This window comes from Streptomyces sp. 3214.6 (assembly GCF_900129855.1).
GTDB lineage: Bacteria > Actinomycetota > Actinomycetes > Streptomycetales > Streptomycetaceae > Streptomyces > Streptomyces soliscabiei.
In genome coordinates, this window is the sequence record NZ_LT670819.1 from 3,670,451 (window position 1) to 3,685,652 (window position 15,202).

Here is a 15,202-nt window from a genome sequence, read left to right on the forward strand (position 1 = left end):
CTCTTTTCCGCCTTCCAGTGGCCACGGCTTCCGAGCCGTGGCCACTTCCGTATGCCGGGAGCGTATATCGATTGACAGGGCATAGCTTTTGACAGCTACTCTCATTTCATGGCTACCGTCATGAACGACACGGACACGTCCGAGGCGGGGCGCGACCCCCGCCGCTGGTGGGCCCTGGGGGCCCTGGTCGCGAGCATGCTCACGCTCGGCTTCGACACGACGATCCTCAACGTGGCACTCCCCACGATGGCCCGGGACCTGGGCGCCACCACCGGCGAACAGCAGTGGATGGCCGACTCCTACGTCGTCGTCTTCGCGGCCCTGATGCTCCCGGCCGGCCTCCTCGGCGACCGGTTCGGCCGACGCAGGATCCTGATCACCGGACTCGGCGTCTTCCTCGCCGGCTCCGTCGTCGGCACACTCGCCGGCGACGTCAACGCGGTGATCGCCGCCCGCGCCGTCATGGGCGTCGGCGCCGCCCTGATCACCCCGCTCGCCCTGTCGGTGCTGCCCTCGCTGTTCAGCCCCGAGGAGCGCACCAAGGCCGTCGGCATCATCTCCTCCGCCTCCGCGCTCGGCCTGCCGCTCGGCCCGATCATCGGCGGCTGGCTGCTCAACCACTTCTGGTGGGGCTCCGTCTTCCTCGTGAACGTCCCGATGGCCGCGATCGGCATCGCCGCCTGCGTCTTCCTGCTCCCCGAGACCCGCGACCCCGCCTCCCCCAAGGTCGACGCCGCGTCCACCGCGCTCACCGCGACCGGCCTCGGCGCCCTGATCTACGCGATCATCGAGGCGCCCACCCGCGGCTGGGGCGACCCCCTGGTCCTCGGGATGATCGTCGCGGCCCTGGTCCTGATCACCGCGCTGGTACTGCGCGAACGCCGCGTCGAGCGCCCCATGCTCGACATGACCCTGCTCGCCCACCGCGGCTTCCTCTTCAACACCATCGCCGCGACCCTGGTGATGTTCGTCCTGTCCGGCCTGCTGTTCGTGCTGCCGCCGTACCTCCAGGCCGTCCTCGGCCACGACTCCCTCGGCACCGGCGTACGGCTGCTGCCGATGATGGGCGGCCTGCTGGTCGCCTCACGCACCGCCGGGCCCGTCGTCGCCCGGTTCGGGGCACGGGCCTCGGTGAGCGCGGGCCTGGTGGTGCTCGCCTTCGCCGCGCTCCTCGGCAGCCGGACGACAACCGACTCCGGCTACGGCTTCACCGCGCTGTGGCTCTCCCTCACCGGCCTCGGCTTCGGCTTCGCACTCATCCCGGCCATGAACGGCGCGCTGGGCACCCTCCCCCGCGACCGCGCCGGCAGCGGCTCCGGGCTGCTGATGACGCTGCGCCAGGTCGGCGGCGCGATCGGCATCGCCCTGCTCGGCAGCCTGCTCTCCGGCGCCTTCCGCGACCGGCTCGACGTCACCGGCCTGCCCGCGCAGCTCGCCGACACGGCCGGCAACTCGGTGGTCGCCGCCCATGTGATCGCCGAGAAGGCCAACCTGGCCGACCTCGCCGCCTCCGCCAACGACGCCTACGTCCACGGCATGGACCTGGTCCTGCTGGTGTGCGGGATCGCCGCCCTCGTCTCCGCCCTGCTGGCGGCCGCCTTCCTGCCGGGCGCCCGGCGCACCACCGAGACCTCCACGACCTCCGCGGCGCCGGAGATGGCTGCCGATCAGGCCGATGCCCGACAATGACCCCATGACGGCCGCACGCATGAGTTCCCCCGCCGACCGCCCTCACCTGGGTCTCCGTGAGCGCAAGAAGATCAAGACCCGCGAGGCGATCCGCACCGCGACCTACGCACTCATCAGGGAACAGGGGTACGACGCCACGACGATCGACCAGATCGCCGACCGCGCCGAGGTCTCGCCGTCGACCGTCTTCCGTTACTTCCCGACGAAGGAGGACATCGTCCTCACGGACGAGTGGGACCCGATCCTCGTGGCGGAACTGCGGGCCCGCCCGGCGGACGAGCCCTGGCCCGAGTCAGTCCGGTACGTGATGATGAGGGCCGCCCGCATGGGCATAACAGATGATCTGGAGGTCGCACGGCTGCGCACCCGGGTGATGGCCCAGGTCCCCGCGGTGCGCTCGCGGATGATGGAGAGCATGTCCGTCACCGGCCGGATGTTCAGCATCGCGATCGGCGAGCGGATCGGCCTCGACCCCGACAGCCTGGAGGTCCGCGTCTACATGATGTCCCTCATGGGCGGACTGATGCAGGCATCCCTGTACTGGGCCGAGAACGACCACCGGGACGACTTCGAGGTCCTGCTCGACCGCGCTCTGAACGTCCTGGAACACGGCCTGCCCACGCGAAACCCCTGAGACCGACGCCCCGTCCGCATGCCATCCTGACCAGGTGAACGCACCCGAGATCCGCGTCGAAGTCGCCTCCCGGCTGGCGCTGTTCGTCCCGCCCGCCCGGCGCTCCGGCGCCACCGCGCTCGCCGTCGACGGCGTCTCCACCCTCGGCCACGTCGTCGAGTCGCTCGGAGTGCCCCTCACGGAGGTCGGCACCCTGCTCGTCGACGGCCGTGCGGTGCCGGTCTCGCACATCCCGGCCGACGGCGAGTCGGTCACCGTCCGCCCGGTCGCCCGCCCCCAGCGGGTGCCGGGCGCCCCGCTGCGCTTCCTCCTCGACGTCCACCTCGGCACCCTCGCCCGCCGGCTGCGCCTGCTCGGCGTGGACACGGCATACGAGTCCACCGACATCGGCGACCCGGCGCTCGCCGCCCGCTCCGCGGCCGAACAGCGCGTCATGCTCAGCCGCGACCGGGGCCTGCTGCGCCGCCGCGAACTGTGGGCGGGCGCCTACGTCTACAGCACCGACCCCGAAGAGCAGCTCCGCGACATCCTCGACCGGTTCGCCCCCGAGCTGCTCCCCTGGACGAGGTGCACCGCCTGCAACGGCATGCTGCGCCAGGCCACCAAGGACGAGGTCGCCGACCAACTGCAGCACGGCACCCAGAGGTCCTACGACGTGTTCGCCCAGTGCCGCTCCTGCGGGCGCGCCTACTGGAAGGGCGCGCACCACGAGCAGCTGGTCGCCATCGTGGAACGCGCCCTGGCGGAGTTCGCCGGCTAGGGCCTGTCCGGCCGCGGAGCCCGGGCAGGCCGGAGCTCACAGACAAGCCGGAAAGACCGGACAGGCCGGGCTGTCAGCCGTTCAGCGCGGTGCGCAGCCGTTCGGGGTCGGTGGTCGGGGCGTCGCAGGTGAAGTTGCGGCAGACGTACGCGGTCGGTTCGCCCTTGCTCAGCGGGCGGTCGGCGAGCAGCGGGAACTCGTCGCTCCCCGCAGTGCCGAACGCGACGACGGCACCCGGGGCGGTGCCCAGCAGGGCCGTACGGTGCAGGATCCGGGAGGCCGGATCGTCCGCGCCGGTGCCGACGACGGCGACCTCGCGCGGCCCGTCGAGCAGCGCCTCGGCTGCGGCGAGCCCCCAGCCGATGAACCGGGGCACACGCGGCCCGAGCGCCTTCACCACCCCCAACGCCCGTTCCGCGGCGGTGCGGTGGGGCTCCGAGCCGGTGTGGGCCGCGTAACTCAGCAGCGCGCCGGCCGCGGCCGTCCAGCCGGAGGGCACGGCGTTGTCGGTCGGATCCTGCGGACGCCGGATGAGCTGCTCGGCGTCGGCCGCCGTGTCGTACAGCGACCCGGACTCGGGGTCGACGAACCGGATCAGGACGTGGTCGAGCAGGAACCCGGCGAACTCCAGCCAGACGCCCTCGCCGGTGACGGCGCCGAGAGCGAGGAACCCCTCCGCGACATCGGCGTAGTCCTCCAGGACGCCCGCGTTGGCCCCGGCCTGTCCGTCCTTGCTGGTGCGGAAGAGCCGGGCCTGCTCGTCGAGGTGCAGCCGGACGAGGAGATCGGCGGCGCCGACCGCGGCCTCGACGAGATCCGGACGGTCGAAGTAGACGCCGGTCTCCGCGAGCGCGGCGACGGCCAGCCCGTTCCACGCGGCGACGATCTTGTCGTCCCGGCCGGGAGCCGGCCGCTCACCGCGCCGGTCCAGCAGCCGCTCCTTGATGCCGGCGATCTTCTCGGCGTCGAAGAAGGCGTCCTGCTGCGGGAGTTGGAGAACCGAGGAGCCGTGCTCGAACGTGCCCTCCTCGGTGACGCCGAAGTAGCGGGCGGCGAGCTCGGCGTCGTCGTCGCCCAGGACCTCCCTGAGCTGCTCGGGCGTCCACACGTAGTAGGCGCCCTCGACGTGCTTCCCGCTGCCGTCGTCGCTGTCGGCGTCCAGCGCGGAGGCGAACCCGCCCTCGGCGGTGCGCAGTTCCCGCACCATGAAGTCGGCGGTCTCCAGCGCGACCCGACGGGCGAGCTCCGAGCCGGTGGCCCGCCAGAGATGGGCGTACACGCGGCAGAGCAGCGCATTGTCGTACAGCATCTTCTCGAAATGCGGCACGACCCAGTCACGGTCGACGGAGTACCGGGCGAACCCGCCGCCGAGCTGGTCGTAGATCCCGCCCCGGGCCATCCGTTCACATGTGTCCTGGGCCATCTGCAGGGCGCCCTCGGCCCCCGTCCGCGCATGATGGCGCAGCAGGAACTCGACGACCATCGACGGCGGAAACTTCGGCGCCCCGCCGAACCCGCCGCGCTGCGCGTCGTACTCCCGGGTCAGCCCGAGCAGCGCCTGCGACAGTTCCTGCTCACCGGGGGACTGGCTGTCCCCGTAGGAGATCTCCCGCCCCGCCAGATCCCGGACGATCTTCCCGGCGACCTCGGCCACCTCGTCCCGCCGGTCCGTCCAGGCCTGCCGCACACCCTCCAGCACCTGCCGGAAGGAGGGCATGCCGTGCCGTGGGGCGGGCGGGAAGTACGTACCGAAGTAGAACGGCTCGGCGTCCGGCGTGAGAAACACGGTCATGGGCCACCCACCCTGCCCGGTGGCCGCCTGCACGGCTTCCATGTAGACAGCATCGACATCGGGACGCTCTTCGCGGTCCACCTTGACGCTGACGAAGTGCGCGTTGAGCTCGTCGGCGGTCTCCCGGTCCTCGAACGACTCGTGCGCCATGACATGACACCAGTGGCAGCTGCTGTATCCCACACTCAGCAGCACGGGCACGCCCCGCCTGCGCGCCTCCTCGAAGGCCTCCGCCGACCAGGGCCACCAGTCGACCGGGTTGTCGGCGTGCTGGAGCAGATACGGGGACGTCTCATGAGCCAGTCGGTTCGGCATGGGGTCCATCCTGCCGCAGTACCCCACCGGCCGGACGGCAGGCATGCCCCGAACGGCGACGTCGACGCCCGCCGTCTCCTCGCGTCCACTCGCGCCCTCTCGCGCCCTCTCGCGCCACGGAGCCGCTCGCAGCACACTTGACCAAGCACAGCTGGGACCGCCGGAGGGGGACGGGACATGCGGGACGGCCATAGGGCGGATGCCGAGCGGTTGTTGGCGCGAGCCGTGGAGGAAGAGGTGCGGCGGTCCGGGGGGCGCACCGACCGGCAGGCGCTGATGACGCGGGCGCGCGGGGCGCTGGACGACATGGCGCAGACAGCCGCGCAGGAGTACGAGGAGTATGCCCGCGCCCTGGAGGAGACGGAGGCCCGGCAGATCAGCTTCGGGCAGCGCTACGCGCGCGAGGGCGGGCGAACCCCCCTGCTGGTGGCGGGCGTTGCCGCACTGACGACAGCGGTCGCAGACCTGGCGCTGGGCACGGGTCCCGGTACGGCGCTCGGGGCCGGGGTGACCGTCGGGGTCGTCGGGGCGGCCGCGACGGTCGTGAAGGTCGCGGGGTCGCATCTGCCGGCCGCGCACCACCGGGCCGGCGAGGCGGGGCAGCCGGGCGGCGCCGAGCAGTTGCGGCTGCAGTGGCTCACGGCGCTGGAGGTGCGGGGCATCCGGCCGTTCCTGGACCAGCAGCGGGTGCTGAGCGCGACGACCGGCCCGAAGAAGACGGCGGGACCGCAGCTCAGGGGCGCGGACAAGAGCGCGGCGGCGCGCGGGCGGACCGTACTCGGCCAGTCGTTCGCCCAACTGCCGGAAGCCGCCGGGCCGTTCGCCGGGCGGCGGGCGGAACTGGCGCGGATCCGGCAGTGGGTGCAGGCGGCGCGGGCCAGTACGGAGACCCGGCCGACGGTCGTCGTACTGCACGGCACCCCCGGCAGCGGCCGCACCACCCTCGCGGTACGGGCCGCGCACGATCTGCGGGACCAGTTCCGCGGCGCCTGCGTGGTGGACCTGCGCGGCGGCAGCGCCGGCGAGACGCCGCTGCCCACCCGGGACGCCCTGCTGCACCTGCTGAACCGGCTCGGCGCACCCCGCGAGCAGCTCCTCTTCCGGGAACGCTCCTCCGCGGACCAGCAGGTCAAACGCCTCAGCGAGCTGTACCACCAGCATCTGACCGGCCTGCCGGTCACGGTGATCCTGGACGACGCCTCGGACCCCGAGCAGGTCCGCGCGCTCGTCCCGGAACGCTCCGACAGCCTCGTCCTGGTCACCGCCCGCACCCCGCTGAGCCTCCCCGCCGAGCTGTCCGCGTGGGTGCACGAGCTGGCGGTGCGGCCTCTGGAGGCGGCGGGCGCGGAGGAGCTGCTGGGCGCGACGGCGCAGGACGCCTCGGGTCCCTACGACGCCGAATCCGCCGACCGGATCACACAGTTGTGCGGCGGGCTGCCGCTGGCGCTGCGCATCGTGGGCTCCTCACTGGGCCCGCGCTCACCGCGCGCGCTGGCCTCGGACCTGGGGGCGTACGGCCCGGTGGAGCCGGTCGAGCGAGCGCTGTGGCTGCGCTACACCGACCAGCCGGAGGTGACGCGTCGGCTGCTGCGCCGGCTCGCGCTGGCCGGCCGGGCCTCCCTCGGCGCGGCCGCGGCCGCCGCGCTGCTGGCCACGGACCGGGCGGAGGCGACCCGCCATCTCACGGCCCTCGCCGACGCCGGTCTGGTCGACCACGTCCGCGGTGACCGCTACCGCCTGCACGACCTGGTCCGCGCCTTCGCGCAGGCCCGCCTCCTGGACGAGGAGGAGCAGAGCGAGCGGGCCGCGGCCCAGGAGCGTCTGCTCGTCAGCTACGCCGAGCTCGCCGACTCCGTGCTGCGGCTGGTCGACGGCAACATGTCGACCCGCTCGGACCGGTTCACCCCGCACGGCTTCACCTCCCTGGACGAGGCGCTGCGCTGGCTGGACGACGAGTCGAGCTTCATCACGGCGACACTGCGACACGCGGAGGGCGTCGACCAGAACGCCGTACTGAGCCTGCTGGGCGCGCTGTGCGACTACTGCCTGCTGCGCGGCGACCTCTACCGGCTCGGCGAGATCAGCGAACTGGCGCAGTCGGTCGGCCAGGACCTGCTGGTGCGGTCCGTGCAGTGGCGCACCGGCATCGCGGCCCGTCAGCTCGGCGAGCTCGACAAGGCGCGTACGACGCTCAGTTCGGTCGTCGACCTCTACCTCCAGGCCCACCACGACGCGGGGGCGGCGCGCGCCCTGTGTTCGCTGGGCATCACCCTGCACCACCAGGGGCAGCTCACGGAGGCGGCGGCGAAACTCCGGGAGGCGATGGGCCTACAGGCCGCACCCGAGCTGGCCACGGACCGCGCCTGGACGATGCACGCGCTCGCGGCGGTGGAACGGGACCGGGCGCACCTGGCCGAGGCCCTGGACCTGCTCACCCGCTCGCTGGTCCTGCACCGCGAGGGCGGCTCCGTGCACGGTGAGGCGTGGGCCCACTTCCAGCTGGGCCAGCTGAACCTGCGCCGCGGCGACGCCGACCAGGCCGAGGCCGACCTGCGCCGCGCCCTCGACCTGTACGGCCGCACCCGCGACGCCCGCGGCGAGGCGTGGGCCCTGACCCAGCTCGCGCGGGCCCGGCTCATCGCCGGCGACCCCGGACCGGCGGCGGAGGACCTGCGCCGGGCGGCGGCCCGGCACCGGGACAACGAGGACGCGCGCGGCGAGGCGTGGACGGTCTACTACCTGGGCCTGGCCCTGGAGGAGACGGGCGACCTCGACCATGCCGTCCGCGAGCTGGAACGCTCCCGCTCGCTCTTCTCCCGCCTGCGGGACGTCTACGGCCTGGCGTGCGCCCGCCACCACTCGGCCCGCGTGACCCGCGACCAGCGTGCCGCCCAGACGGGTTCGCTGCGCAACTCCGGCTTCGCCCGCCAGCTCCTGGTCGACGCCCGCGCCGACTTCCAGCGCATCGGCGTCGCCCACGGCGAGGCCTGGACCTGCTTGGAACTCGCGATCGTCGACGCGGGCAACGCCCGTACGCAGGCCGCGCTGGCCCTGTGCGAGGAGGCGACGGCCCTCTTCGCGTCGTACGGCGACCGCCGCGGCGAGGACTGGGCCCGCTTCCTGCGCTGCACCCTCCTGCCGTACGCGGCCCCGGGCGGCGTCGAGGTCGGCACGGCGGTGTCCCAGGAGGAACTGTCCCAGCTCGCCCGCGCCGCCCATCCGTCCCGGGACAGCCAACTGGAGGAGTGCGCCAAAGCCTACGCAGTCCTGCTGGAGAGGGGCGTGAACCTGGACGCGGGTTGGCAGGCCTGGCGCCTGGGCATGGTCCCCGGCCGCCACGCCCGAGAAGTGATGGGAGTAACGCTGACACCAGGCACTACCTCAGCCGAAACACCAGCCAAGCCCCCACACGAGGGCTGACCCCGGGGGCGGGTTCCTCGCAGGGCGATCACCGCGTCCGAGGGGAGGCGGGGGAGGTCGGGGTGCGGCGCTTGGCCGCGTTCGGACCGGGGCGCTCGCCGCGCCTCGGCCGGTGCGGACGCGCGCCTGTCTGCTGCTGTCGCCGGTCGGCGGGCCGTCGGACACGCGGGGCGTGGCCGACGGCGTGCGCCGGTGCCGGTGCGTTCACCGCCGGTCCGTGGGGCGTCACGGCCGTCGGCGGTTCAGCCCTTCGCGGGGGAGGCCGTCTCTGTCGCGCCCTTGCCGGAGGCTTCCTCCGGGCTCGCGGGCTCCTTGAAGTCGACCTTGCCCATGTGCTTGCTCATGGACTTCATCAGGCCCCACACCGCCACCGCCATCGCCGCGAAGACGATGAAGCCGAGGACGCCGGGAGTGACCTTGTTCTCGTCGACCTCCTTGGCGAGGGGGACGAGGTGCGTCATTGCCAGGCTCACGCTTGCGCTCATGTCAGGCATTGTCGCGGATGCCCGCAAAGAGGTCGTCCTCGGGGAGGGAGATGTCGACGCGGGACTTCGCGAGCTCGTACTCCTCCGTGGGCCAGACCTCCTTCTGGATGTCCATCGGCACCCGGAACCAGCCGCCGTCGGGGTCGATCTGCGTGGCGTGGGCGATCAGTGCCTTGTCGCGGATCTCATAGAAGTCGGCGCAGGGAACGTGCGTGGTGAGCGTGCGCTCCTGGATGCCGGAGTCCTCCCAGCGCTTGAGCCACTCCCCGTAGGGGGAGTCCAGACCACGGTCGAGCATCGCCTGGTGCAGCGCCTCGGTGCGGGGACGGTTGAAGCCCTGGTTGTAGTACAGCTTCAGCGGCCGGTAGGCGGGCCCGTACTCGCTCTCGGGGTACTTCTCGGCGTCGTCCGCGCCCTCGAAGGCCACCATCGAGATCTTGTGGGTCATGATGTGGTCGGGGTGCGGGTAGCCGCCGTTCTCGTCGTAGGTGGTGATCACCTGAGGGCGGAAGGAGCGGATCTGCTTCACCAGCTCGCCGGCCGCCTTGTCGACGTCCTCCAGGGCGAAGCAGCCCTCGGGCAGCGGCGGCAGCGGGTCGCCCTCGGGCAGGCCGGAGTCGACGAAGCCGAGCCACTCCTGTCCGACGCCGAGGATCTCGCGGGCCTCGTCCATCTCCTTCTTGCGTACCTCGTGGATGTGCTCCTCGATGTACTTGTCGCCCTGCAGCTTGGGATTGAGGATGGAGCCGCGCTCCCCGCCCGTGCAGGTCACGACCAGCACGTCCACCCCCTCGGACACGTACTTCGCCATGGTGGCCGCGCCCTTGCTCGACTCGTCGTCGGGGTGGGCGTGCACGGCCATCAGTCGCAGCTGGTCAGTCAAGACTCAATCCTCGGTAAGTCGGCGCCCGGCGTGAACCGGCGCGATCGCAGGCTTCTATAGTGACCGAATCGGGGGGCGATTAATTCCGCGCCGGAGGGACGATCATGGGTACGGCGAGCACGCGACTGCCCGAGGGCCGCTACGGCCGCGCCTCGGACGATCGCGCGGACCACAAGCTCAAGATCGCCGGTGCCGTGCTGGGCACGTTGCTGTTGGTGCTGGTCGGGTACTTCGCCTACCACTACGTCGGCCAGAACAAGATCAGCGCCGAGGTGATCACCTTCAAGGCCACCTCGGACGAAGCGGTAGAGCTCCATCTGGAGGTCCGCAAGGACTCGGGTACGAGCGGCTACTGCACGGTCCGCTCGCAGGCCGCCGACGGCACCGAGGTGGGCCGCGCGGACTTCCGCTTCTCGGGTGCGGACAGCCGCATCGACAAGGTGGTCACGCTGCGGACGACGGCGAAGGGCACGACGGCGGAGCTGCTCGGCTGTCACGCCGGGTGACCTCGCGCGGCCCGGCCGCAGGGCATCTGCCGCAATACGTACGCGCTGACCTGCGCTGACGTAATTCTCATGGCTTATGTCCTCCCCCTTCGGCCACTGAATTGTTAGGCTCGTGGTTTCGCCCATCACCTGAGGAACATGCTTCTGGGTAGGGCGATGCTTTGTATTCCCAGTACCGACGAGGAGCACCTGTGACCCAGACCAGCGAGTCCGTCACCTGGCTGACCCAGGAGGCGTACAACAAGCTCAAGGTCGAGCTTGAGTACCTTACTGGTCCTGCGCGCACGGAGATCGCCGCCAAGATCGCCGCCGCGCGCGAGGAGGGGGACCTGCGCGAGAACGGCGGGTACCACGCGGCCAAGGAGGAGCAGGGCAAGCAGGAGCTCCGTGTGCGCCAGCTGACCCAGCTTCTCGAGAACGCCAAGGTCGGCGAGGCACCCGCTTCCACGGACGGCGCGGTGGCGCCCGGCATGGTCGTGACGATCGCCTTCGACGGTGACGAGGACGACACCATGACGTTCCTGCTCGCCTCGCGCGAGTACGCGAGCTCCGACATCGAGACCTACTCGCCGCAGTCCCCCCTGGGCACCGGCGTGATCGGTCACAAGGTCGGCGAGGACGCGGCCTACGAGCTGCCGAACGGCAAGAAGGCCTCCGTGCGCATCCTCAAGGCCGAGCCCTACAGCGGCTGAGCCCTCCTTTCCTGAATTTCCGGACGAGCCCCCGGCGCCCCCGTGCGCCGGGGGTTTTCGTCATGCCGTCGCCGAGCGGTACTTGCGGACCGCGAGCGTCCGGAAGATCAGGACGATCAGGACCGAGTAGATCAGCGAGGCCCAGACCGGGTGCTGCATGGGCCAGGCGTCGGACTGCGACTGGCCTGGATTGGCGAAGAGCACCCTGGAGGCCTGGACGGTGGCGCTGAAGGGGTTCCACTCGGCGATGTGGCGCAGCCAGGGCGTCATGTTGCTGGTGTCGACGAAGGCGTTGGATATGAACGTCACCGGGAAGAGCCAGATCAGTCCGCCGGAGGTGGCCGCCTCGGGGGTGCGGACGCTCAGGCCTATCAGGGCGCCGATCCAGGTGAACGCGTAGCCCAGCAGGAGCAGCAGACCGAAGGCGGCCAGCACCCTGCCGATGTTGGTGTCGCCGTCGGAGCCGACCCGCCAGCCGACCAGAAGGGCGACGATCGCGAGGACGAGCAGGGTGAGCGCCGTCTGCACGAGGTCGGCGAGGGTACGGCCGGTCAGCACCGCACCGCGCGCCATCGGCAGGGAGCGGAAGCGGTCGATGAGGCCCTTGTGCATGTCGTCGGCTATACCGGCGCCGGCGCCCGCGGTGGCGAAGGTGACGGTCTGCGCGAAGATGCCGGCCATGAGGAAGTTCTTGTAGTCGGTGGCGCTCGTGCTGCCGCCGATCCGCATGGATCCGCCGAACACGTAGGTGAAGAGCACCACGAACATGATGGGCTGGATGAGCCCGAAAATAACCATTTCCGGAATCCGGCTCATGCGAATCAAGTTGCGCTTCGCAACGACCAGCGAGTCGCGAACGGACTGTCCGAGTGGATGGGCGGGGGCGGGCGCCGCGCCGCGTACGGCGTCGGTGACGGCACTCATTCGACGGTCTCCCTCTCACTGTGTCCGTTGCGGCTGTTCTCTTCGCTCGTCTCGGTCTTCCCCTCGGCGACATGTCCGGTCAGGGACAGGAAGACGTCGTCGAGTGTGGGGCGGCGCAGACCTATGTCGTCTATCTCTATGCCGCGGGTGTCGAGCTCGCGGATGACCTCGGCGAGGAGCTTGGCGCCACCGGAGACGGGCACGGTGAGCTTGCGGGTGTGCTGCTCGACCGTCGTCTCGCCCTTGCCGAAGCCGGCCAGGACCTCCGCTGCCGTGGTGATGTGTTCGCGGTTGTGCACCACGACCTCCACGCGCTCGCCGCCGGTGCGGGCCTTGAGCTGGTCGGAGGTGCCGCGGGCGATGACGCGGCCGTGGTCGACGACCGCGATGTCGTGCGCGAGGTGGTCGGCCTCTTCGAGGTACTGGGTGGTCAGCAGCAGCGTCGTGCCGCCGGACACGAGCCGTTTGATGACGTCCCACAGCAGTTGGCGGTTGCGCGGGTCGAGGCCGGTCGTCGGCTCGTCCATGAACATCACGGGCGGTGAGACCACCAGTGCCGCGGCCAGGTCGAGGCGGCGGCGCATGCCTCCGGAGTAGGTCTTGGCGGTGCGGTCGCCGGCGTCCGCGAGGTCGAACTGCTCGAGCAGTTCGGCGGCCCGGGCCTTCGCCGCGCGGGCCTTCATCTGGTAGAGCTGTCCCACCATCTGGAGGTTCTCGCGGCCGGTGAGGTATTCGTCGACCGCCGCGAACTGGCCGGACAGGCCGATCGAGCGGCGCACCTCGTTGGGGTGCTTGAGCACGTCGAGGCCGGCGACCACGGCCCGGCCGCGGTCGGGGCGCAGGAGGGTGGTCAGGCAGCGGACCGCGGTGGTCTTGCCCGCGCCGTTCGGCCCGAGCAGGCCGAGGACGGTGCCCTCCGGGACGTCGAGGTCGACGCCGTCCAGAGCCTTTACGTCACCGAAGGTTTTCACCAGGCCTTCGGCGTAGATGGCGCCTGGCATATGAGTCTCCACGTCATTGAGGATTCTTCGGAAAGCCTAGGTTTGTACTTTTCGTTCCGCCCGACAGGGCCGAAAGTGCACGGCTTGAGCGGCATGAGACACACCATAACGCGATGTATCGCGTCTCACAACGGACTTACACGAATGAGTGACAAAAGGGCTCTGACCTCAGTCGATGACGGTGTAGCCGGCGTCGCGCAGGGCCCGGCCGACCTCGGCGCAGTGCGCCGACCCCTTCGTCTCCAGGTGCAGTTCGACCTCCGCCTCGGTCAGCCCGAGCCGGGGGTCGGTCCGCACATGGCTCACGTCGAGAACGTTAGCGTCGACCACTGACAACACCCCGAGAAGCGTGGCAAGGGCGCCCGGCCGGTCCGTCAACCGCAGCCGTACGGCCAGGTAGCGGCCCTGCGCCGCCATGCCGTGCCGCAGCACCCGCTGCATCAGCACCGGATCGACGTTGCCCCCGGACAGCACCGCGACGACCGGCCCCTCGAAGGCGCCGGGGTCGCTCAGCAGCGCGGCCACCGGGCTCGCCCCGGCCGGTTCGACGACCAGTTTGGCCCGCTCCAGGCACAGCAGCAGCGCGGTGGACAACTCGTCCTCCGTCACCGTGCGCACCTCGTCCACCAGCTCGCCGATGATGCCGAACGGCACGTCACCGGGCCGGCCGACCTTGATGCCGTCGGCCATCGTCGCCGGGTTCCTGATCGACACCGGCCGGCCGGCCGCCAGCGAGGGCGGGTACGCGGCGGCCCCCGCCGCCTGCACGCCGACGATCCGCACGTCCGGCCGCAGCGCCTTCACCGCGACCGCGATGCCCGCCGCGAGACCGCCGCCGCCGATCCCGACGACGATCGTGCGCACCTCCGGGCACTGCTCCAGGATCTCCAGGCCGACCGTGCCCTGCCCCGCGATGACGTCGGGGTGGTCGAAGGGGTGGATGAACACCGCGCCCGTGTCGGCCGCGTACTCCTGCGCCGCGGCCAGCGTCTCGTCGACCACGGCGCCGTGCAGGCGCACCTCGGCGCCGTACTCACGCGTGGCGCTGATCTTCGGCAGCGGCGCGCCCTTGGGCATGAACACCGTGGACCGCACACCCAGCACCCGCGACGCCAGCGCCACGCCCTGCGCGTGGTTGCCCGCGCTCGCCGCGACGACCCCCGCGGCCCGCTCCTCCGGCAGCAGCCCGGCGATCCGGACGTACGCGCCGCGCAGCTTGAACGATCCCGTCCGCTGGAGGTTCTCGCACTTGAAGTGGACGGGTGCGCCGACCAGCTGGGTCAGATGCCTGCTGCCCTCCATCGCGGTCACCCGCGCCACGCCCGACAGCATCTTCTGGGCGCCGCGCACATCGTCGAGGGTGACGCGGCGCAAGGAGTCAGCCGTGCTGTAGCTCATGACTCCAGCATCGCAGTTCACAGGCGGGAACGACCGTTGTGACCAACCTCCGAGACCGGTTTCCGCAGCGCCGGTACGACCCGCCTTCCAGCCGCGTACTCTGTCCCCCATTCCAGCAGCCTCTTCATGAAGCGAGCCCCCGGCCATGCCCACAACACCTGAAATGTCGATGGACATGACGACCGTCGGTGACACCGGTCTCCTCGACACTCTGCAGCACGAGGTCGCGGTGTTCGCCCGCCGTGCCGAACAGACCCGGCTCGGCGGTGTCGGGCAGGTGCGCAACTCCATGGACCGCGCCGCGTACCTGCTGCTCAACCGCCTCGACAACGAAGGCCCGATGGGCGTCAAGGCGCTCGCCGCGAGCATGGGCATCGACTCGTCCACGGTCACCCGGCAGGTGGCTCCGCTCGTCGACACCGGCCTGGTCAAGCGGACCTCGCACCCCGAGGACGGGCGGGCCGTGGTGCTCCAGCTGTCCCCGCGCGGGCAGTCTCGTCTGGAGGAAGTCCGGTCCTCCCGGCGTCAGTTGATGGCCGAGCTGACGGAGGACTGGGCGCCGGAGGAGCGCGAGTCGTTCTGCGCGCTCCTCACCCGCTTCAACACCGCGCTGTCCTCCCGGATGGCGGTCCAGGGCCTACCGGGCACGGAGCCGTCGCCGGCCACTTCCTGAGCGCCGGCCGCGCCCCGCGCGGCGGCCCAC

13 protein-coding genes are annotated in these 15,202 nt (G+C 71.2%); 7 read left to right on the top strand and 6 right to left on the bottom strand.

The window, feature by feature from the left end:
- The first annotated feature begins 108 nt into the window (after positions 1-108).
- The 3 genes from B5557_RS16280 to B5557_RS16290 are packed head-to-tail and all read left to right on the top strand — an operon-like array spanning position 109 to position 3,083.
- Positions 109-1,689, top strand: coding sequence for a DHA2 family efflux MFS transporter permease subunit (locus B5557_RS16280; protein WP_079660091.1), 1,581 nt, complete (start codon positions 109-111; stop codon positions 1,687-1,689).
- A gap of 4 nt (positions 1,690-1,693) precedes the next feature.
- The gene (locus B5557_RS16285; RefSeq protein ID WP_079660093.1) at positions 1,694-2,323 is read left to right on the top strand and encodes a TetR/AcrR family transcriptional regulator; all 630 of its coding nucleotides are present in this window, start codon (positions 1,694-1,696) and stop codon (positions 2,321-2,323) included.
- A gap of 34 nt (positions 2,324-2,357) precedes the next feature.
- Positions 2,358-3,083 carry a Mut7-C RNAse domain-containing protein gene (locus B5557_RS16290; RefSeq protein ID WP_079660094.1) on the top strand — a complete coding sequence of 242 codons (726 nt, stop codon included), beginning with the start codon at positions 2,358-2,360 and terminating at the stop codon, positions 3,081-3,083.
- 73 nt (positions 3,084-3,156) lie between these two features.
- On the opposite strand, the gene B5557_RS16295 is transcribed toward B5557_RS16290, so the two are convergent.
- Entirely contained in the window at positions 3,157-5,190 is a 2,034-nt protein-coding gene (locus B5557_RS16295) for a thioredoxin domain-containing protein (protein WP_079660096.1), read from the bottom strand.
- A gap of 177 nt (positions 5,191-5,367) precedes the next feature.
- On the opposite strand from B5557_RS16295, the gene B5557_RS16300 reads away from it, so the two are divergent.
- Complete coding sequence (locus tag B5557_RS16300; protein ID WP_079660097.1) at positions 5,368-8,610, top strand: tetratricopeptide repeat protein; 3,243 nt, start codon at positions 5,368-5,370, stop codon at positions 8,608-8,610.
- A gap of 242 nt (positions 8,611-8,852) precedes the next feature.
- Here the strand turns inward: B5557_RS16300 and B5557_RS16305 are convergent, their stop codons facing one another.
- On the bottom strand, positions 8,853-9,104 hold the full coding sequence (locus B5557_RS16305; protein ID WP_079660099.1) for a hypothetical protein: 252 nt from the start codon (positions 9,102-9,104) through the stop codon (positions 8,853-8,855).
- Positions 9,097-9,957: a mycothiol conjugate amidase Mca gene (mca, locus tag B5557_RS16310; RefSeq protein WP_079660100.1), complete on the bottom strand. Its 861-nt coding sequence runs from the start codon at positions 9,955-9,957 to the stop codon at positions 9,097-9,099. Before mca ends, B5557_RS16305 begins: the two co-directional genes overlap by 8 nt.
- A gap of 125 nt (positions 9,958-10,082) precedes the next feature.
- Here mca and B5557_RS16315 point away from each other — a divergent pair, with 125 nt between their 5' ends.
- Both B5557_RS16315 and greA read left to right on the top strand, forming a co-directional pair.
- Entirely contained in the window at positions 10,083-10,484 is a 402-nt protein-coding gene (locus tag B5557_RS16315; RefSeq protein WP_079660101.1) for a DUF4307 domain-containing protein, read from the top strand.
- Between the two features lie 191 nt (positions 10,485-10,675).
- Positions 10,676-11,176: a transcription elongation factor GreA gene (gene greA, locus B5557_RS16320; RefSeq protein ID WP_079660102.1), complete on the top strand. Its 501-nt coding sequence runs from the start codon at positions 10,676-10,678 to the stop codon at positions 11,174-11,176.
- Between the two features lie 60 nt (positions 11,177-11,236).
- Here greA and B5557_RS16325 read toward each other — a convergent pair whose 3' ends face one another.
- The 3 genes from B5557_RS16325 to ilvA all read right to left on the bottom strand — a co-directional run bounded on the left by B5557_RS16325 (position 11,237) and on the right by ilvA (position 14,499).
- On the bottom strand, positions 11,237-12,100 hold the full coding sequence (locus B5557_RS16325; RefSeq protein WP_079660103.1) for an ABC transporter permease: 864 nt from the start codon (positions 12,098-12,100) through the stop codon (positions 11,237-11,239).
- Positions 12,097-13,101: an ATP-binding cassette domain-containing protein gene (locus B5557_RS16330; RefSeq protein WP_079660104.1), complete on the bottom strand. Its 1,005-nt coding sequence runs from the start codon at positions 13,099-13,101 to the stop codon at positions 12,097-12,099. Before B5557_RS16330 ends, B5557_RS16325 begins: the two co-directional genes overlap by 4 nt.
- A gap of 168 nt (positions 13,102-13,269) precedes the next feature.
- Positions 13,270-14,499, bottom strand: coding sequence for a threonine ammonia-lyase (ilvA, locus tag B5557_RS16335; RefSeq protein ID WP_079660105.1), 1,230 nt, complete (start codon positions 14,497-14,499; stop codon positions 13,270-13,272).
- Between the two features lie 163 nt (positions 14,500-14,662).
- Here ilvA and B5557_RS16340 point away from each other — a divergent pair, with 163 nt between their 5' ends.
- A complete protein-coding gene (locus B5557_RS16340; protein WP_173877693.1) occupies positions 14,663-15,172 on the top strand; it encodes a MarR family winged helix-turn-helix transcriptional regulator in 510 nt (169 codons plus the stop codon).
- The last annotated feature ends 30 nt before the right edge of the window (positions 15,173-15,202 follow it).

Excerpts from the sequence above, each read along its gene's own strand:
- B5557_RS16305 (WP_079660099.1), bottom strand. The coding sequence starts at position 9,104 with ATGCCTGACATGAGCGCAAGCGTGAGCCTGGCAATGACGCACCTCGTC.
- B5557_RS16300 (WP_079660097.1), top strand. The coding sequence starts at position 5,368 with ATGCGGGACGGCCATAGGGCGGATGCCGAGCGGTTGTTGGCGCGAGCC.
- B5557_RS16315 (WP_079660101.1), top strand. The coding sequence starts at position 10,083 with ATGGGTACGGCGAGCACGCGACTGCCCGAGGGCCGCTACGGCCGCGCC.
- ilvA (WP_079660105.1), bottom strand. The coding sequence starts at position 14,499 with ATGAGCTACAGCACGGCTGACTCCTTGCGCCGCGTCACCCTCGACGAT.
- mca (WP_079660100.1), bottom strand. The coding sequence starts at position 9,957 with ATGGCCGTGCACGCCCACCCCGACGACGAGTCGAGCAAGGGCGCGGCC.
- B5557_RS16340 (WP_173877693.1), top strand. The coding sequence starts at position 14,663 with ATGTCGATGGACATGACGACCGTCGGTGACACCGGTCTCCTCGACACT.
- B5557_RS16295 (WP_079660096.1), bottom strand. The coding sequence starts at position 5,190 with ATGCCGAACCGACTGGCTCATGAGACGTCCCCGTATCTGCTCCAGCAC.
- B5557_RS16330 (WP_079660104.1), bottom strand. The coding sequence starts at position 13,101 with ATGCCAGGCGCCATCTACGCCGAAGGCCTGGTGAAAACCTTCGGTGAC.
- B5557_RS16285 (WP_079660093.1), top strand. The coding sequence starts at position 1,694 with ATGACGGCCGCACGCATGAGTTCCCCCGCCGACCGCCCTCACCTGGGT.
- B5557_RS16325 (WP_079660103.1), bottom strand. The coding sequence starts at position 12,100 with ATGAGTGCCGTCACCGACGCCGTACGCGGCGCGGCGCCCGCCCCCGCC.
- B5557_RS16280 (WP_079660091.1), top strand. The coding sequence starts at position 109 with ATGGCTACCGTCATGAACGACACGGACACGTCCGAGGCGGGGCGCGAC.